Source organism: Campylobacter fetus subsp. fetus, assembly GCF_900475935.1.
GTDB classification, from domain to species: Bacteria; Campylobacterota; Campylobacteria; order Campylobacterales; family Campylobacteraceae; genus Campylobacter; species Campylobacter fetus.
This window is the reverse complement of the sequence record NZ_LS483431.1, coordinates 40,210-56,668: the sequence shown is the minus strand read 5'-3', so window position 1 is coordinate 56,668 and position 16,459 is coordinate 40,210. Positions and strand designations below refer to the sequence as shown.

Genomic DNA, 16,459 nt, shown 5'->3' with positions numbered 1-16,459 from the left:
AATTTAAAGTAGATTTTTAGCTCTATTGGCTACGTTTGTAGCGGTAAAGCCAAAATATTTAAAAAGTTCATTAGCAGGGGCGCTAGCACCAAAAGTACGCATTCCTAAAACATCATCAGCGTATTTATACCATTCAAGAGCGCTTGCTGCTTCTACTGCTAAAACTTTTGTAGATGGATTAAAAATCGTATTTACATAATCCGCATCTTGCTCCAAAAGCAGATCAAAACAAGGAGCAGATACAACGTTTGTTGCTATGCCCTCACTATCTAAAATACCTGCAGCTTCTAAACAAAGTCCGACTTCACTTCCACTAGCAACTAGAGTTATTTTCGGATTTGAGGCTTGTTTCAATAAATAAGCACCGTTTTTTACATCTCCGAATTTAGACTCATCTAAAGGAGGTAGAGCTTGGCGAGAACATACAAATGCAGATGGAGCATTTAAATTTAATGCAGTTTTCCAACATTCCACATTTTCATTACCATCAGCCGGACGGAATGAGTAAAAATTAGGCATTGCTCTAAATGTAGAAAGCTGCTCGATCGGCTCATGCGTAGGTCCATCTTCGCCTACTCCTATGCTATCATGCGTCCAGACAAAAAAATGCTTTATACCCATTAAAGCAGCTATTCTAGCACTTGCTTTTAAGTAATCGCTAAATATAAAAAACGTTGCCGAAAACGGTAAAAATAGTCCATAACGCGCATAAGCATTACATATAGCTCCCATAGCGTGTTCTCTTATGCCAAAGTGCATATTTTTACCTCTTGGAAAGTCTCCAAAACCTTTAAGTTCTGTTTTATTACTAGGTGCAAGATCTGCGCTACCGCCGATAAATCCAGGAAGCGCGGCAGCTAAAGCATTTAAAATCTTGCCGTTACTATCTCTAGTAGCTAGTTTCTCTCCTTTTAAATTTGGAAAATCAATTTTAGAAAAATCGGGATTTAAAAGAGTGTTTAAAAGCTCTTTTTTCTCATTTGGAAGTTCGCTAACTAGCTTGTCCCACTGCGCATTTGCAAGGTCTCCTAACTCCACGGCACTTCTAAATTTAAAAAGCACGTCATCATCTACAAAAAACTGTTTTTGCGGATCAAATCCGGCTTCTATTTTAGCTTGTTTTATGATTTCTTCACCAAGCGGAGCGCCGTGAGCATGGTGACTACCTTCCAAATCTCCTGCGCCTTTAGCAATCTTTGTACTTGCGATAATAAGATAAGGTTTTTCTTTCGTATCTGCTTCGCAAAGTGCAAATTCAATCTCATCATAATTATGTCCATCTATCCGCGCAACTTCAAATCCAGCCGCTTCAAAACGTACTTTTACATCTTCACACCACGCTATACTAGTATCGCCCTCTATCGTGATATTATTGCTATCATATATAATCACTAAATTATCTAAAGAGTGTTTTCCAGCCAAAGCACAAGCTTCATAACTGATACCTTCTTCTAGATCTCCATCGCCGCACAGACAATATACTTTATGATTTATAATCTCATTTCCAAGTAAATTTGAAGCGCTTTTTGCCGCCATGGCAAAACCTACAGCATTTGCCACTCCTTGTCCTAATGGTCCAGTTGCTATCTCTACTCCCGGGGTTTCTATCTCGGGATGTCCGGGAGTTTTAGAGTGAAGTTGTCTAAATTTTTTCAAATCATCCAAACTAACGTCATAACCACAAAGATATAAATAACTATAAACCAAGCTACTTGCATGACCACCGCTAAATACCAATCTATCTCTATTTAACCATGTTGGATTTTTAGGATTATGTTTTATATGATTTACCAAAACACTCATTATATCAGCCAAACCCATAGGAGCACCCGGATGTCCGGAGTTTGCTTTTTGAACCATATCGGCACATAAAAACCTTATTGTATCGGCTTGTTTCTTAAACATTTTAACTATCCTTTTAGATATTTATTTATTAAATTTAAAATCAGAGTTTTAAGAGGCGATCCATCAAGCTCGTATAAAATCTCATTTTCTATCTCATCTCTAGCATCTATAGCGCCGTTAACACCCATTAAATTTGTAAAAGAATTTTTAAACAAATCGTTATTTACTGTTTTACCAGCTTTCATCTCATCGCTAGTAGCGTCTATTATATCATCGTGAATTTGAAACGCAAGTCCGAGCTTTAATCCTATATTATAAATTTTTTCACATTGTTTGTCGCTCTGAGCTGATATTATGGCACCCATTTTCATGCTAGCTGCGATCAAAGCGCCGGTTTTATGCAGATGTAAAAACTTAAGTTCATCTAAATTTAAATGCTTATTTTCAAAGTAGCAGTCTATGGCTTGACCTATTACCATACCGTATATACCGCCATTTTCGGCTAATGTTTGGACGCATTTTACTACCGCTTCGGCAGGAAGATTAGCCGAACTAAGCATATAAAAAGCATGGGTATTCAAAGCATCTCCAGCCAATACCGCACTTACTTCATCGTATTTAACATGTAAAGTTGCAACGCCTCTTCTAAGATATGCATTATCCATACAAGGGAGATCATCATGTATAAGAGAATATGTATGAAGCATTTCTACTGCTGCTGCGACTGGGTAAGATGCGCTCTTAAGATCAGGCTTCAAAGCATCTACGACTCCTAAAAGAAGTTTAGCTCTAAAATGCTTTCCGCCTGCTTTCAAAACCCAAGAAAGAGAATCATTAAAATGAGGATGGAAACTATCGACCTTTGGTAAATTTAACTCAAAAAACTCTTCAAAGCTCATCTATAAACTTTCACAAAAAACTGAAAATCATCACGCGAAACTAGATAATAAAAAGCACCATTTTTTGCAGACATTATTTTTTCTATATCGGCTGAGGAATTCAGTTGTTTTTTATCAATCTGCATTATTTTATCTCCGTTCCTAAAACCGGCTTTATACGCTTTTGAGTTTCTAGCTACACTTTTTATAGTTAAATTCGGATTTAAAGTTATACCGTACTGACTTAAAAAAGTACGCTTTTTAACAGGTTTTTTGGCTTTGAGCGAGGATGTTTTATTATCATCGGAAGAATTCATAATTTTATTTGGCAAATTTGACATCTTGATGCTATAAGACTGGTTTTTACCATCTCTGTTAATATCAAATTTCAACACCGCATCTTTTGGAGCAAACAAAATCATCTCGTTTATTTCTCTTAGATTATTTGGTACTTTTGAATTTACAGATACTATAGTATCTCCTGTTAAAAGCTCTTTTCCTGCTCCAAAAGGATTTGCGCTTTTTACTGTTATAGTTCCGTTATCATCACTAAAAGTCACGCCTATATCGCCGTAATATACATCGTTATATTTCATAAAATGTTTTATGTATCTATTTCCTATAAATTTATTTCCTCCAACGCCTATACCGACCATAGTACCGCAATCGCAAACTAAAAGTCCGGCTTTGCTAGCGTTATAACTAAGCTCGTCGAGTTCGCCTATATCTTTTGCAAAACTCTTTATATGCCCCATTTCAGTAGAGTTTTTATCTAAAATCATAACCCACATATCTTCTTTGCTATCTAGCTCATCTATCATAAATGAAGCTCTTAAAGTATTTTGGGATTTGATAAGATAAAGCCCTAAGTACGGATCAAATTTAATATAATCCTTACTATCTAATTTATTGTTTTTATCATAAATAACAGCAGCAAGATCCGCATTTAATGCAACTGCGATATTGCCTTTATAGTTAAACTGAGAATCTTTGTTTTTTTGATATATCGCATCTACGTCTTCAGGAGTCGGCTTAGGTGCGCTGTAAGCAAAAATAGCTAAAAATAGCAGTAAAAATGAGCATAATTTTTTCATTCTACACTCCAAATCCGCCAAGACCGCCAAACATAGCAGAAGCGGCACGTTTTTTCTCGTCTTCAGATAGCTTAATAGCATCATTTATAGCAGATATAAGCAGTATTTGAAGACTCTCTTTGTCTTCTAAAAGCGTATCATCTATACTTATGTCTAAAATTTGGGATCGACCGTTAGCTTTTACACTTATAAGACCGCCGCCGCTTTTAGCCACAAACTCTTTAGCGGCAATCTCATTTTCAAACTCTGCAGCCTTTTTTTGAGCCTCTGAGAGCATTTCACCCATTTTAGAAAAATCAAAATCTTTAAACATAAACTACCTTTAGTTTTGATTAATTATAACAAAACGGGTATTAAATTTAGCTTTTTACCGAATTATCAAATCTTGAAAAATCCTATTAATTCATTCAACTTTCTAGATATCGCTTCCAACTCTTTAAGTTTTTCTTGATTTTGGTTCATATTGTCTTGAGTATCATGTGAGACTTTTGATATATTTTCTATATTTGTAGCCAATAAAACCATTGATTCTACTTGATTTTCAGCCACACTTACAACTTCACTAGCTTTATGAGACGAATCAACTGCTTGATTATAAATTTCATTTAAAAGCCCTGCTACGTCGCTTGATAGTTTGTATCCGTCTTCGACTCTTGGAACTCCTTGTTCGATAATACTTACTGCCACTTCGGTTTGTTCTTGAATAATTTTAATTGTATTTGTAATCTCATCTGTGGCCGTGCCTGTTCTTTCGGCAAGCTTTCTGATCTCGTCTGCAACAACCGCAAATCCTCTTCCTGCTTCTCCTGCTCTAGCTGCTTCGATAGCCGCGTTTAGAGCTAAAAGATTTGTTTGATCTGTGATTTCTGAGATAAGTTCAGCTGCGCCACTGATATCTTTAGCATGACTGCTTAAAAGTTTTATTTGATTTACTTGTTCAGCAACAGTTGCGTTTATCTCATTCATCTTTTGAGCAACTTCATTTGAAGAATTTTTTCCATTTTGGCATAACTCTGTGGCTTTATTTGAATTTAACTGAGTGTCTTTTGCCATATTTGCTACATCGCCGGTTTTTTGTTTTGCTAATTGAACTATTTTTGTAGAATTTGTTGCTATATCATTTTGTTTAGTAACTGATGTATTAACATTCTTAAACGTCTCAATCAAAATCTTAGTTTTATCATCGACTTGATATGAAGCTTGATTTATGGATTCGACTATCTCTTTTAATTTATTTTGCATTTTGATAGTTTGAGCTAAAATACTAGCCTCATAAGTCGTATCTGATTTTATACTTAAATTTCCGCGAGCGACTTCCGAAATAATGTTATTAACATCTTTTGGTTCACCGCCGATCTGCCTTTTTATACCACTTTGTATCAAAAATCCTATAGTAGAAGCTATAACGATAGCTATCAAAGTCAAAACGATCATTATGTATTTAAAACCGGAGGCTTCGGCTTTTATAACATCGGTAAGCTCTTTGTTTGCGTTTTCTTGATAATCTATAAATTTGTTAATAGCAGCCAACCATTGCGTAAATTTGCCAGCTATTTCATGCATAAGAAGCTCATGAGCTTCATCGTATTTTCCTTCTTGTTTTAGCAAAATGGCTTTTTTGTATAAAGGAACGGTGGTTTCATTGATATAATCAATATCCTTTATCATATCTAGCTCTTCTTTCGTTACTGAGCCGATCTGCTTTATAAACTGTTTTAGAGGAGCGTCAGATTCATTATAGAATTTTTCAAGCCTAACTATATCGTTTAAAAATGTTTTTAATTCATCATTTTCATTTGTCAATATAACATCTCTTATGGCTATAGCCCTATCATGAACCGATCCTCTAAAGTTTATACCGTATCTTTGCTTGAGTGAATTAACATCTGTCATTGTAGATAGAGATTTATCGATAAAATCAACCCTATTTATGCCTATCACGCTAATTATTATCATAAGAAAAATGACAATAGCAAAACTTAGATAAAGTTTTGTTGAAACTTTTAAATTCTCAAAATAATTCATAAACAAATCCTTTTCGTAACTAAATTTGGCGAATTATAACATTTTTTGTTAATTCTATGTTAATTCACATAATTGATACTTATTATAATTCTATTTTTTATCTCTAAATAAACTAATAAATATAATCTAATAATTTATTATTTTTGTACAAATAATGCGATAAAAACTATGCTTTATGTATATTATAATGATAAATATCATCATTTCAAATATTTATTTTTCAATATTTATTTACATTTATAAATTTTTATTTTTTTTAAAAATAGGATTATTTTAGTCTATACAAATTTAAAAGTTTTATAAATACTTAAATATTTTAATATATCAAATTAAGACTAAATTTATTATCTTAAATGAAGAGTATAGGGTATAAACCTAGGCGATCCAAATTTAAAACTAGATTATTTTTAAATTTAAATAGCCCAAGTAGAACTTATAGTATATTTTGCATCTAAAATCCAATTTGGGAAGCTTGCATTGTACCGTTTCATTCGTTAATTTCGTTTTTTTCATTTACGTGAACTATCGTAGGAGAGAAGTTTTTTGCTTTTTTACGCTTCATCGACGCGTAGCTTACTATGATTATTATATCACCTATACATACTTTTCTAGCTGCTGCTCCGTTCAAGCAAATTTCACCTTTTTTTTCACCTTTTATAACATATGTTTGAAATCTCTCACCGTTGTTAATATCTAAAATTTCAACCTTTTGAAACTCGAGTAAATTTGCCGCTTTCATAAGTCTCTCGTCTATAGTTATCGATCCTACGTAGTTTAAATTTGCATCTGTGACCGTGGCTCTGTGAATTTTGCTATATAACATCTCTATTTCCATTTTAATTCCTTTTTTTGGTTTAAATAGCACTTAAAATTTCTTGAACGACTAATTTATCGCTAAACGGATACTTTTTACCGCTTATTTCTTGATAAGGTTCATCGCCTTTACCAAGTACTACTACTGTTTTACCGGCTGCTAGTTCTATGGCTTTTTTTATTGCATCTTTTCTATTTTCTATAGAAAAAACGCTGTTATTTATCTGCATACCAGCTAGTATATCGTCGATTATTGAATTTGGATCTTCTGTTCTGGGATTATCGCTTGTGACTATAGATATCGATGCGTATTTTTGTACTATTTTACCCATTATAGGACGTTTTGTTTTATCTCTATCTCCACCTGCGCCAAAAACTACTACAAGCTCATCGTGACTTAAAGCATCTAAAACTTTTTCTATTCCATCTGGAGTATGAGCAAAATCGACGATAACAAGCGGATTTTTACTAACTATCTCGACTCTACCTGCCACGCTTTCAAATTTGCGCACAGAGTCAGCAGCCTCTTGCAAGCTAACTCTGCTTAAAAACTTAATGGACCCGATCGCAGCCAAAAGATTATAAAGATTAAATTTGCCTTGTAAATGACTTTGCAAATTTGCCGTTTCATTTTTGCTTTTTATATTAGCTTTTATACCGCCTTTAAAATCATAATTTTCTACGAAAAAACTTGCGTCGCTATTTTTAAGCCAATAAATCATAGTATTTTTATGATTAAATTTAATACTCTCGTCATCACCGTTTATAAGCTTAGGAGAATCATCATCAAAAAAACTTGATTTTACTCTAGCATACTCACTAAAACTTTTGTGATAATCTAAATGATCTTGACTTAAATTAGTAAAAACTTTAAGAGCAAAATTAAGCCCTTCTATACGATTTTGAGCTATGGCGTGCGAACTTACCTCCATTACAAAATATCTACATCCGGACTCTTTTGCCTGCTTTATATAGCTTAGGGTTTCTAGAATTTGACTTGTTGTGAGACCTTTATCTGCTATTTGTTTATCGCATATAAATGCGCCCCTTGTGCCGCTTATCCCGACTTTATATCCAAGAGACCTAAGTCCAAAAGCAATAGCAAACGCGGTTGTAGTTTTACCGTTTGTACCGGTGATACCGATTAATCGTATTCCATCATCTAAATTTAAAATAGTTTTTGCTCTCTTAGGAGTTATGATAATAGCTCCGCTCTTTATCGCATCATTTTCAAATTTAGCATTAGAATTTGATTTGAGAAAAAAGCATCCGCTTTCACATGTTTTGGAGTTATCGGTTATAAAATTTCCGTCATTTAACAAGATTTTCATTTTTATTCCTAAGCTTGTTTAACATCTGTTCTATGCGAATATCTCCGGCAAACATAACAGCTGAACTCTCAAGATAATTAAGCCCCATCTCGTCATATCCATTATCTATAAGCTTAGTGACAAACTCAAGCAAATCCTCTTTATCTGCTATAATAATTTTAGTCGAAAACATAACGCTTTGAAATATATCTTTAAAATCCTTGCCTTTTAAGAGATTTTTAAAATCCGCGTATGTTATAGCATTTTCATAATCTAACTCTTTTAAGTTCTGCATATTTCCACTTTGAAGTATATTTATAATCTCGTTTATATTATCTTGTTGATTATCTTTAGCCGTATTTATATAAATTTCAAACAACGACAAAGCCTCTTGACCGCTTGATTTTGCGACCTCACATAGATCAATGAGGGCTAACAACTCTTCGCTACTTTTATCTTCATAAGCTAGTGAAAAGTATGATTTTGCTTCATCGAATTTAGAAGCCTTAAAAAGTTTTATACCTAAATCTTTGTAATTTTTAGAGTTCAAATTCCTCTCCTATTGGTATATTAACTACACTGAGTTCTGGATGAATATCTACTTTTAGCTGTCTTTCTACGCCGTATTTCAACGTCTGTGAACTAGCTGCACATCCATGACAATGCCCAGTAAGTCTAACATATACAACTCCATTTTTGATCCCAAGAAGCTCCATGCCGCCGCCATCTTGTTCTAGCATAGGCATAATAACTTTTAAGCTTTCTTTAACCGGTTCCAACAGCTCTTCATCGCTAAATGGTATCATAAAATTCCTCTTTATTTTTAGCTTATTATATCACTAAAGGACTAAAACAGAACTTATCTGTTTAGGCCAATAAACATGAATTATCTTTAAATAAAATATCGTTTTAAATTTTAGAATGTTTAATAAATTTGAATAAAATTTTGATTTATAATAAAATAATTAAGAAGCCTTTTTAAATTTAAAAAGGTTTGCCAAGAAAATTCTTGGCAAAACAAGACTACTAGTTATTGGGCTACTAACTCTATATAAGCCATCTCGGCTGCGTCGCCTTTTCTAACGCGAGTTTTGATGATACGAGTGTATCCGCCGTTTCTTGTAGCATATTTTGGGGCTATTTCAGTAACAAGCATATTTGTAGCTTCTTTGTCTTGCAAATGTGCAAAAACAAATTTATGGGCGTTAAAATCACCCTTTCTAGCTCTTGTTATAAGTTTTTCTACATAGCCTCTTAGCTCTTTTGCTTTTGGTAACGTTGTTTCTATCTTACCAGCCTTAACGATAGCTATCGTAAGGTTTTTAAGCAAAGCTGCACGGTGAGAGCTAGTGCGTCCTAGTTTTCTATATCCGTGATTATGTCTCATTATATATTCCTTCGCTTCTTATGATTTTAACTCAGATATCTTTTTTCTGAGCGCTTCTTTACTATCACCTAATGTATTTTCACCAAACGGATAGCCGATTTCTGCCATTACAGCTTTTATCTCATCAAGAGATTTTTTACCTAAATTTTTGAGATCTTTCAACTCACTCTCTTCCATAAGAGCAAGCTCGCCTATATAGCGTATATCGGCTTTGTCAAGACAGTTAAAACTTCTAGCACTTAAATTTAAATTCTCAACGCTTTCAAGCAATTTTGAATGCTCATTTGAGTTTTGACTTGAAGTTAATGCCATATTTACATCTATATTTAGAACATTATTAAATATAGACATCTGCTTGTACATAGCCTCTATTGAGTGTTTAAACGCTTCTATAGGACTTACTTGACCATCTGTTGTCACTGTTAAAACGATCTTTTCATAGTCTGGATTGTCTTCAACCAAAACATTTTCTATCTCATAAACCGCTTTTTTAACAGGAGTAAAGAAAGCATCAAGCGCTATATACTCGCTATCTATATAATCCCTGATCTCTTCGCTAGGCACATATCCAATACCTTTTTCTACTATAAGGCTAAACTTAAGCTCAGCATCTTCGTTTATGGTAGCAAGGTAAGAATCCGGATTTACAATCTCAACTATATCATTGTTTAAATCAATTCCGGTTATCTCTTTTGGCCCTTTAAAGCTATACTCTATGACTTCACGTTTTGAGTCATTTTTGAGCTTAAAACGTAAGTTTTTTAAATTTATAATAAATAGCGTAACATCTTCAAGCATACCGCGCATACTATCAAATTCATGAGCTACGCCATCTATCTTAACAGCAGTCGGAGCAAATCCAACCGTGCTAGTATAAAGTAATCGGCGAAGCGGATGAGCCAAAGTTACAGCGTAGCCTGTCTCAAACGGATATGCTATAATCTTAGCTACATTCTCACTCACATTAACAACCTCAATCTCAGTTGGCATATAAGCTGATGTTGTAATTTTTTTCATAATCGCCTCCTACTATTTTGAGTAAAGCTCTACTATATATCTTTCCTCAACTGGAATGACCACTTCTTCACGTTCTGGAATCCTTGTGAAAATTCCATATTTTTTATCTTTTTCTACATCAACCCAAGCAACTATACCAGTTTGATTTGTAAGTTCTATTGCTCTTACGATCTGTGGATTAGTTTTACTTTTTTCTGCGACTTCGATTTTCTCTCCGGCAGTAACTCTATATGAAGGGATATCAACCTTTTTACCATTTACTAAAATATGTCCGTGAGTTACAAGTTGTCTTGCGAATCTTCTAGTTGTAGCAAATCCCATTCTATAAACTACGTTATCAAGTCTTTGCTCTAAAAGACCTATAAGAAGAGCTCCGGTGTTGCCCTCTCTTCTAGCAGCTTCAGAAAACAATCTTCTGAATTGTTTTTCGCTAACGCCGTACATAAATTTAGCTTTTTGTTTTTCTCTTAATTGTAAACCATATTCGCTAATTTTTGTTTTTCTTTGTCCGTGTTGACCGGGTGCGTATGGTCTTTTATCTAACGCGCTTTTACCAGCTAGTCTTCTTTCACCTTTTAGTGCAAGAGATACACCTAGGCGTCTTTCTAATTTTTCAACTGGTCCTCTATATCTTGCCATTATAATTCTCCTAAATTCTATCTAACATTACACGCGGCGGCGTTTTGGTGGTCTACAACCGTTGTGAGCAAGTGGAGTTATATCTTTTAGATACAATACCTTAATACCCTCAACTCCGCCAATACTCTTAACTGCTGTTTCTCTACCGCTTCCTGGTCCTTGAACTTTGATACCAACTTCTTTGATACCATGCTCTTTTGCTTTATTCATAGCGTCTTCAACTGCTTGTTGAGCTGCGTAAGGAGTAGATTTTTTACTACCTTTAAAGCCAAGACCGCCGGCACTGCTCCATGCTATAGCATTTCCCATTTCATCAGTCACTGTAACCATTGTGTTGTTGAATGTAGCAGAGATATAAACGATACCTTTTGCTATATTTTTTCTAACGATTTTTTTCTTAATTACTTTTCTTTTTGCCATTTTCTATCCTTACTTTGTAGCCGCGCCGACAGTTTTACGTCTGCCTTTTCTTGTTCTTGCGTTAGTCTTTGTTTTTTGACCGCGAACAGGAAGACCTTTTCTGTGTCTTAAGCCTCTATAGCTACCTAAATCCATAAGTGCTTTGATATCCATTGCAACGCTTTTTCTAAGATCACCTTCAACCATATAGTGTTCTTGGATCTCTTTACGAATAGCAGCAGCTTCATCTTCGCTTAACTCATAAACTCTTTTATCATAAGAGATTCCAACAGCATTAAGAATCTTTCTTGAAGTAAATAAGCCTATACCGTAGATATAGGTAAGGCCATACTCAACTCTTTTTTTCTTTGGTAAATCAACACCTGCTATACGAGCCATACCTTATCCTTGTCTTTGTTTATGTTTTGGATTCTCGCAAATAACATGAACTATGCCTTTGCGTTTGACAATTTTACATTTGTCACACATCTTCTTAACAGAAGGACGAACTTTCATCTTAGTCTCCTAAAAATTTATTACCACTTTTATTCAACTGCACTTAGGTTTTGACGAAATCTCAAACCAACTGTTTTCAAAATAGTGGTTAATTTTGAAAACACTTCTTCACACAGTTAGTTGCAAAAAGTTGGATTTTATCTAAATTTAGCTTTAATATTACTTATACCTATATGTTATCCTGCCCTTATCAAGGCTATAAGGCGTAAGTTCAACTTTAACGCGATCCCCCGGCATAATCTTAATATAATGCATACGCATCTTACCGGCTATGTGACAAAGTATTATATGCTTGTTGTCAAGTTCGACTTTAAAAGTCGCATTTGGTAGAGCTTCAACTACATTGCCATCGATCTCTATGACATCATCTTTTGCCAATATTTTCTCCTTTCTATTTTGATGTTCTTTTAGCGTACGAATAAATTCGTACTAAAGAACCAAATACTAAAGTCCGTTCGCTTTTGCTCACGCTTTAGAAATTTATATTCTTTCAAATGACACGAATAAATTCGTACTAAAGAACCAAATACTAAAGTCCGTTCGCTTTTGCTCACGCTTTAAGTATTGAGTAAATTTAATTAAATACCTAAAATAAGGTATTTTTACCAAGCAAGGCGATTTTTAAATTTAGAGTGATGCAAACTTAACATCAGTGATTGACTAAATTTAAAAACCAACACAACATAGTCAAAAAAGACAAAGTTAAAAACTTTAAATTTGACTTAAAATCTCTGCTTTACCGTCTATTATCGCTAAACAATGCTCATAATGGCTAGTTCTAAGACCATCTTTGCTCGTCACAGTCCATTTATCATCTGCGATAACTGGTGTACCGTCTTTTTGACATATCATAGGCTCTATGCAAAAAACCATTCCATTTCTGATCTTTGGTCCGCTTTTTGGATTATTTCCCTCAAGATAATTTGGAATTTCTGGCTCTTCGTGAGGGCGTTTTCCTATACCATGACCGCAAAAACCCTTTAATGGAACAAATCCTCGATTTAATATAAAATTTTCAAGCTCATAGCAAATCTCTTTAAAATGCATTCCGGATTTTATATACTCAATCGCAAAATAAAGAGCATCTTTACTGCAAGCTATCAAAGCTTCATCAGTAACTGAGATTTTACCGACTGGATATGTTCTAGCACTATCGCCGAAATATCCTTTTAAATTTGAGCCGATATCCACACTTACTATGTCGCCCTCTTTTAGTTTATATTCATTTGGAATACCATGGATAACCACTTCATTTACGCTTATGCAAGCTGCATTTGGAAAACCGTAAAGCCCTTTGAAAGCCGGTTTTGCACCGGCACTTCTTATCATATCTTCGCAAATTTTATCAATTTCCAACAAAGAAATTCCAGGCTTTATATAGTTATGCAGATAATCAAGAGTATTAGCGACAATTTTATTTGCCGCTCTTAGTTGTTCTAGATCCTTTGCATTTTTAATAGATATCCCCATATTAAAGTCCAACCGCACTTAATGTTTGATATTTATTCATGTAAATTTGAGCCTCTATTTTTCTCATCGTGTCAAGCGCTACTGAAACGACTATAAGAACACTTGTTCCGCCAAAATAAAACGGTACTCCCATAAATTTAACCAAAATCCAAGGAAGTGTTGAGATAAGTCCTAGATAAACAGATCCGGTTAAAGTAAGTCTGCTAGCAACCTCGTTAAGATATGTAGCCGTACTCTCGCCCGGTCTGACTCCTGGGATAAATCCGCCTTGCCTTTTTAAATTCTCGCTGATATCTTTTGCATTAAACGTAATAGATGCGTAAAAATATGCAAAAAATAGAATAAACAAAAATGTTAAAAAGTTGAAAAAGTAGCTATTTGGATTTAAAAAGTCGTTTATAGCTAGTATAAACTCATTTGTGCTTGCTTGCAAAATCGTGCCCGGGAACATAAGAATCGCACTAGCAAAGATAGGAGGAATAACACCGCTTAAATTTACTTTAATCGGAATGTAGTTCATTATTCTCTTATTTTGGTTTTGCATTACCGTTTTTCTTGAGTATGAGATCGGAACACGTCTTTCACCCATCTCTACAAAGATTACTATTCCTACTGTTATAAGTATAACAAGAGCTATACCAATAACAACTAAAAAGTTCATCTCTCCGGTATTTACTAAATTTATAGTTCCGCCAATAGCACTAGGAATTCCACTTACTATACCAGCAAATATAATAAGGCTTATACCGTTACCGATACCTCTTTGAGTTATCTGCTCACCTATCCACATAAGAAGCATAGTTCCGCTTAGCATAGAGATACAACTTATAGCTATAAATAGATTTATATCTATCATAATAGCTTGCTCGCCGCCTCGTCCAGTAAGGCTTTGCAAACCTATACTCACTCCTATAGCTTGGATAATAGTTATAACTATAGTTGCGTAACGGATGATTTGCATATATTTTTGCATACCGTCACGCTCTTTTTTCATCTTTCCAAGAGTAGGGAATGTGGCTGCTAATAACTCCATAATAATCGAACTTGTGATATAAGGCATAATACCCAGTGAAATAATACTCAAACGTTCAGCTGCTCTACCGCTAAACATATTAAATAATCCTAAGGCATTGTTACTATTTGAAGTAAAGAATTCTTTTATGACATCAACATTGACGCCAGGTACTGGCACATAAGCCAGCACTCTGTAAGCAAACAAAAATCCAAGCGTAATAAGTATCTTGTTGATTAATGTTTTATTCATTAGTTATTTCCAGTAACGGTTATGTTCTCGTCTTTTATTTTGCTTGCTAAATCTTTAGCACCCGCACCAATAAGCTTAACTTTTTTGATGCTATTTGAAAATTTATGAACTGTTTTAAGGCTATCAAGCGTAATTTCGCTTAAAGTTTTAATACCTTCATTTTTATCTACGTTTATGGCATAAGGTTTTACAAATTTAGAAGCAAAGCCGACTTTTGGAAGTCTTCTTTGAAGCGGTTGTTGTCCGCCTTCAAAACCTCTTTTTTCATTATAACCTTTTCTAGCGGTTTGACCTTTACCGCCCTTTGTAGCGGTTTTACCCCAACCGCTACCTTGACCACGACCGATTCTTTTAGTATTGCGAGTTGAGCCATTAGCTTTTTGTAAATTTTCTAGTCCCATGCTCTCTCCTTAACCTTTTAGCATACTAAGCGCTTTAATTGTAGCGCGAACAACATTTGCAGAGTTGTTTGAACCAAGTGATTTTGTAAGTATATTTTTTATACCTGCAAGCTCTACAACAGGACGTGCGCCACCACCGGCGATAACTCCGGTACCTTCACTAGCCGGTTTTAGCAAGATTCTACTTGCGTTAAATTTAACTTCAATATCATGAGGAATCGTACTGCCTTTTAGTTTTACTTCAACTATGTTTTTAAAAGCGTCATCAACCGCTTTTTTCATAGCGTCTGGAACTTCTTTAGCTTTTCCAAAACCAAAACCTACACGACCTTTTTTATCGCCTACTACCACAAGAGCCGTAAATCTAAATCTTCTACCGCCCTTAACAACTTTTGTAACGCGACCGATGTCGACGATTACTTCTTCAAATTCTTCTCTATTATACTTTTCCATCAACAATCCTTGCGTTATAGCTTAATGCCATTTTCTCTTAAAGCTTCAGCAAAAGCCGCAACAACGCCATGATATAGATAGCCGTTTCTATCAAATACTGCTTCGTTTATACCTTTTGCACTTAGCTTACCTGCGATATCTTTAGCCAAAACTGCTGCTCCAGATTTGTTTGCCTTTATACCAAGCTTCCTACCATCACTTGCACAAAGAGTTGTTGCATTAATATCTTCGATCGCTTGAACATATATAGTTCTATTTGATTTGAAGATTGAGATTCTCGGGCAAGACGGTGTACCGCTAATTTTAGCTCTGATTCTTCTTTTTCTCTTAATTCTTAGAGATATTTTTCTTTTTAATACATTTGCTACCATTACTTACCCTTATTTCTTAGATGTTTTGCCGGCTTTGCGGATTATGCGCTCTTCGACGTATTTAACACCTTTACCTTTATATGGTTCTGGCGGTCTAAATCCTCTAACTTCTGCTGCTACTTGACCAACAACTTGTTTATCGCTTCCTTTGATAGTGATAATATTTTTTTCCACGCTTATCTCTATGCCTTCTGGAAGTTCATAATTTATAGGGTGAGAAAAACCGAGCGCAAGCTCTAAAACTTTACCTTTTGCAGCTGCTTTATAACCGACACCGTTTATCTCAAGTTGTTTTGTAAATCCAGTAGTTAGACCAACAACAACGTTGTTCGCTAAAGCTCTATAAGTTCCCCAATAAGCCCTGCTTTGTCTATCATCGCCTTTACTTGTAAATATGATATTTCCGTCTTTAACTTCGATATTAACATTACCTTTAGTATCTAGCTCTTTAGTGTTGTTGCCTTTTTTAAAAACCAAAACACTACCTTTTAAACTAACATCTAAACCATTTGGGATAGATATCGGTTGTTTTCCAATTCTTGACATCTTTTTCCTTTTTTATTTGTCTAGGGTATTT

General features: G+C 34.6%; 22 protein-coding genes and 1 pseudogene. All 23 read right to left on the bottom strand.

What is annotated here, in order from left to right:
* Positions 1-3: 3 nt before the first annotated feature.
* Complete coding sequence (tkt, locus tag DQN38_RS00350) at positions 4-1,905, bottom strand: transketolase (RefSeq protein ID WP_065843888.1); 1,902 nt, start codon at positions 1,903-1,905, stop codon at positions 4-6.
* Positions 1,906-1,910: 5 nt separating this feature from the next.
* Positions 1,911-2,744, bottom strand: a complete 834-nt coding sequence (locus DQN38_RS00345) for a polyprenyl synthetase family protein (protein WP_065843887.1) — start codon at positions 2,742-2,744, stop codon at positions 1,911-1,913.
* Entirely contained in the window at positions 2,741-3,817 is a 1,077-nt protein-coding gene (locus DQN38_RS00340) for a DUF7488 domain-containing protein (RefSeq protein WP_111738133.1), read from the bottom strand. The genes DQN38_RS00345 and DQN38_RS00340 overlap by 4 nt, the downstream gene beginning before the upstream one ends.
* Position 3,818: 1 nt before the next feature.
* Positions 3,819-4,130 carry a YbaB/EbfC family nucleoid-associated protein gene (locus DQN38_RS00335; RefSeq protein ID WP_002848044.1) on the bottom strand — a complete coding sequence of 104 codons (312 nt, stop codon included), beginning with the start codon at positions 4,128-4,130 and terminating at the stop codon, positions 3,819-3,821.
* 65 nt (positions 4,131-4,195) lie between these two features.
* Positions 4,196-4,783, bottom strand: coding sequence for a methyl-accepting chemotaxis protein (locus tag DQN38_RS09215; RefSeq protein ID WP_375153236.1), 588 nt, complete (start codon positions 4,781-4,783; stop codon positions 4,196-4,198).
* 504 nt (positions 4,784-5,287) lie between these two features.
* Positions 5,288-5,842, bottom strand: a pseudogene (locus DQN38_RS09210) (MCP four helix bundle domain-containing protein); the annotation flags it as partial.
* A 487-nt stretch (positions 5,843-6,329) separates the two neighbouring features.
* Complete coding sequence (gene panD, locus DQN38_RS00325; protein ID WP_002848041.1) at positions 6,330-6,677, bottom strand: aspartate 1-decarboxylase; 348 nt, start codon at positions 6,675-6,677, stop codon at positions 6,330-6,332.
* A 19-nt stretch (positions 6,678-6,696) separates the two neighbouring features.
* Positions 6,697-7,986, bottom strand: a complete 1,290-nt coding sequence (locus DQN38_RS00320) for a UDP-N-acetylmuramoyl-L-alanyl-D-glutamate--2,6-diaminopimelate ligase (RefSeq protein WP_002848040.1) — start codon at positions 7,984-7,986, stop codon at positions 6,697-6,699.
* Positions 7,967-8,515, bottom strand: coding sequence for a hypothetical protein (locus tag DQN38_RS00315; protein WP_002848039.1), 549 nt, complete (start codon positions 8,513-8,515; stop codon positions 7,967-7,969). Before DQN38_RS00315 ends, DQN38_RS00320 begins: the two co-directional genes overlap by 20 nt.
* Positions 8,505-8,771 carry a NifU family protein gene (locus DQN38_RS00310; protein WP_002848038.1) on the bottom strand — a complete coding sequence of 89 codons (267 nt, stop codon included), beginning with the start codon at positions 8,769-8,771 and terminating at the stop codon, positions 8,505-8,507. The genes DQN38_RS00315 and DQN38_RS00310 overlap by 11 nt, the downstream gene beginning before the upstream one ends.
* Positions 8,772-8,995: 224 nt before the next feature.
* Positions 8,996-9,352, bottom strand: a complete 357-nt coding sequence (rplQ, locus tag DQN38_RS00305; RefSeq protein ID WP_002848037.1) for a 50S ribosomal protein L17 — start codon at positions 9,350-9,352, stop codon at positions 8,996-8,998.
* 18 nt (positions 9,353-9,370) lie between these two features.
* Positions 9,371-10,369, bottom strand: coding sequence for a DNA-directed RNA polymerase subunit alpha (locus DQN38_RS00300; RefSeq protein ID WP_002848036.1), 999 nt, complete (start codon positions 10,367-10,369; stop codon positions 9,371-9,373).
* A gap of 12 nt (positions 10,370-10,381) precedes the next feature.
* Positions 10,382-11,008, bottom strand: coding sequence for a 30S ribosomal protein S4 (gene rpsD, locus DQN38_RS00295; protein ID WP_002848035.1), 627 nt, complete (start codon positions 11,006-11,008; stop codon positions 10,382-10,384).
* 27 nt (positions 11,009-11,035) lie between these two features.
* The gene (gene rpsK / locus DQN38_RS00290) at positions 11,036-11,428 is read right to left on the bottom strand and encodes a 30S ribosomal protein S11 (protein ID WP_002848034.1); all 393 of its coding nucleotides are present in this window, start codon (positions 11,426-11,428) and stop codon (positions 11,036-11,038) included.
* Between the two features lie 9 nt (positions 11,429-11,437).
* Complete coding sequence (gene rpsM / locus DQN38_RS00285) at positions 11,438-11,806, bottom strand: 30S ribosomal protein S13 (protein ID WP_002848033.1); 369 nt, start codon at positions 11,804-11,806, stop codon at positions 11,438-11,440.
* Positions 11,807-11,809: 3 nt separating this feature from the next.
* Complete coding sequence (rpmJ, locus tag DQN38_RS00280; protein ID WP_002848032.1) at positions 11,810-11,923, bottom strand: 50S ribosomal protein L36; 114 nt, start codon at positions 11,921-11,923, stop codon at positions 11,810-11,812.
* 159 nt (positions 11,924-12,082) lie between these two features.
* Positions 12,083-12,301, bottom strand: coding sequence for a translation initiation factor IF-1 (gene infA / locus DQN38_RS00275; RefSeq protein WP_002848031.1), 219 nt, complete (start codon positions 12,299-12,301; stop codon positions 12,083-12,085).
* 333 nt (positions 12,302-12,634) lie between these two features.
* Positions 12,635-13,393, bottom strand: coding sequence for a type I methionyl aminopeptidase (gene map, locus DQN38_RS00270; protein WP_002848003.1), 759 nt, complete (start codon positions 13,391-13,393; stop codon positions 12,635-12,637).
* Position 13,394: 1 nt separating this feature from the next.
* Positions 13,395-14,657 (bottom strand): preprotein translocase subunit SecY, encoded by a 1,263-nt coding sequence (gene secY, locus DQN38_RS00265; RefSeq protein ID WP_002848001.1) that lies wholly within the window; start codon positions 14,655-14,657, stop codon positions 13,395-13,397.
* Positions 14,657-15,058: a 50S ribosomal protein L15 gene (rplO, locus tag DQN38_RS00260; protein ID WP_010402709.1), complete on the bottom strand. Its 402-nt coding sequence runs from the start codon at positions 15,056-15,058 to the stop codon at positions 14,657-14,659. The genes secY and rplO overlap by 1 nt, the downstream gene beginning before the upstream one ends.
* A gap of 9 nt (positions 15,059-15,067) precedes the next feature.
* Positions 15,068-15,511 carry a 30S ribosomal protein S5 gene (gene rpsE, locus DQN38_RS00255; protein WP_002847997.1) on the bottom strand — a complete coding sequence of 148 codons (444 nt, stop codon included), beginning with the start codon at positions 15,509-15,511 and terminating at the stop codon, positions 15,068-15,070.
* Positions 15,512-15,525: 14 nt separating this feature from the next.
* Positions 15,526-15,882, bottom strand: coding sequence for a 50S ribosomal protein L18 (gene rplR, locus DQN38_RS00250; RefSeq protein ID WP_002847994.1), 357 nt, complete (start codon positions 15,880-15,882; stop codon positions 15,526-15,528).
* A gap of 9 nt (positions 15,883-15,891) precedes the next feature.
* Positions 15,892-16,428 (bottom strand): 50S ribosomal protein L6, encoded by a 537-nt coding sequence (gene rplF / locus DQN38_RS00245; RefSeq protein ID WP_002847992.1) that lies wholly within the window; start codon positions 16,426-16,428, stop codon positions 15,892-15,894.
* Positions 16,429-16,459 lie beyond the last annotated feature (31 nt).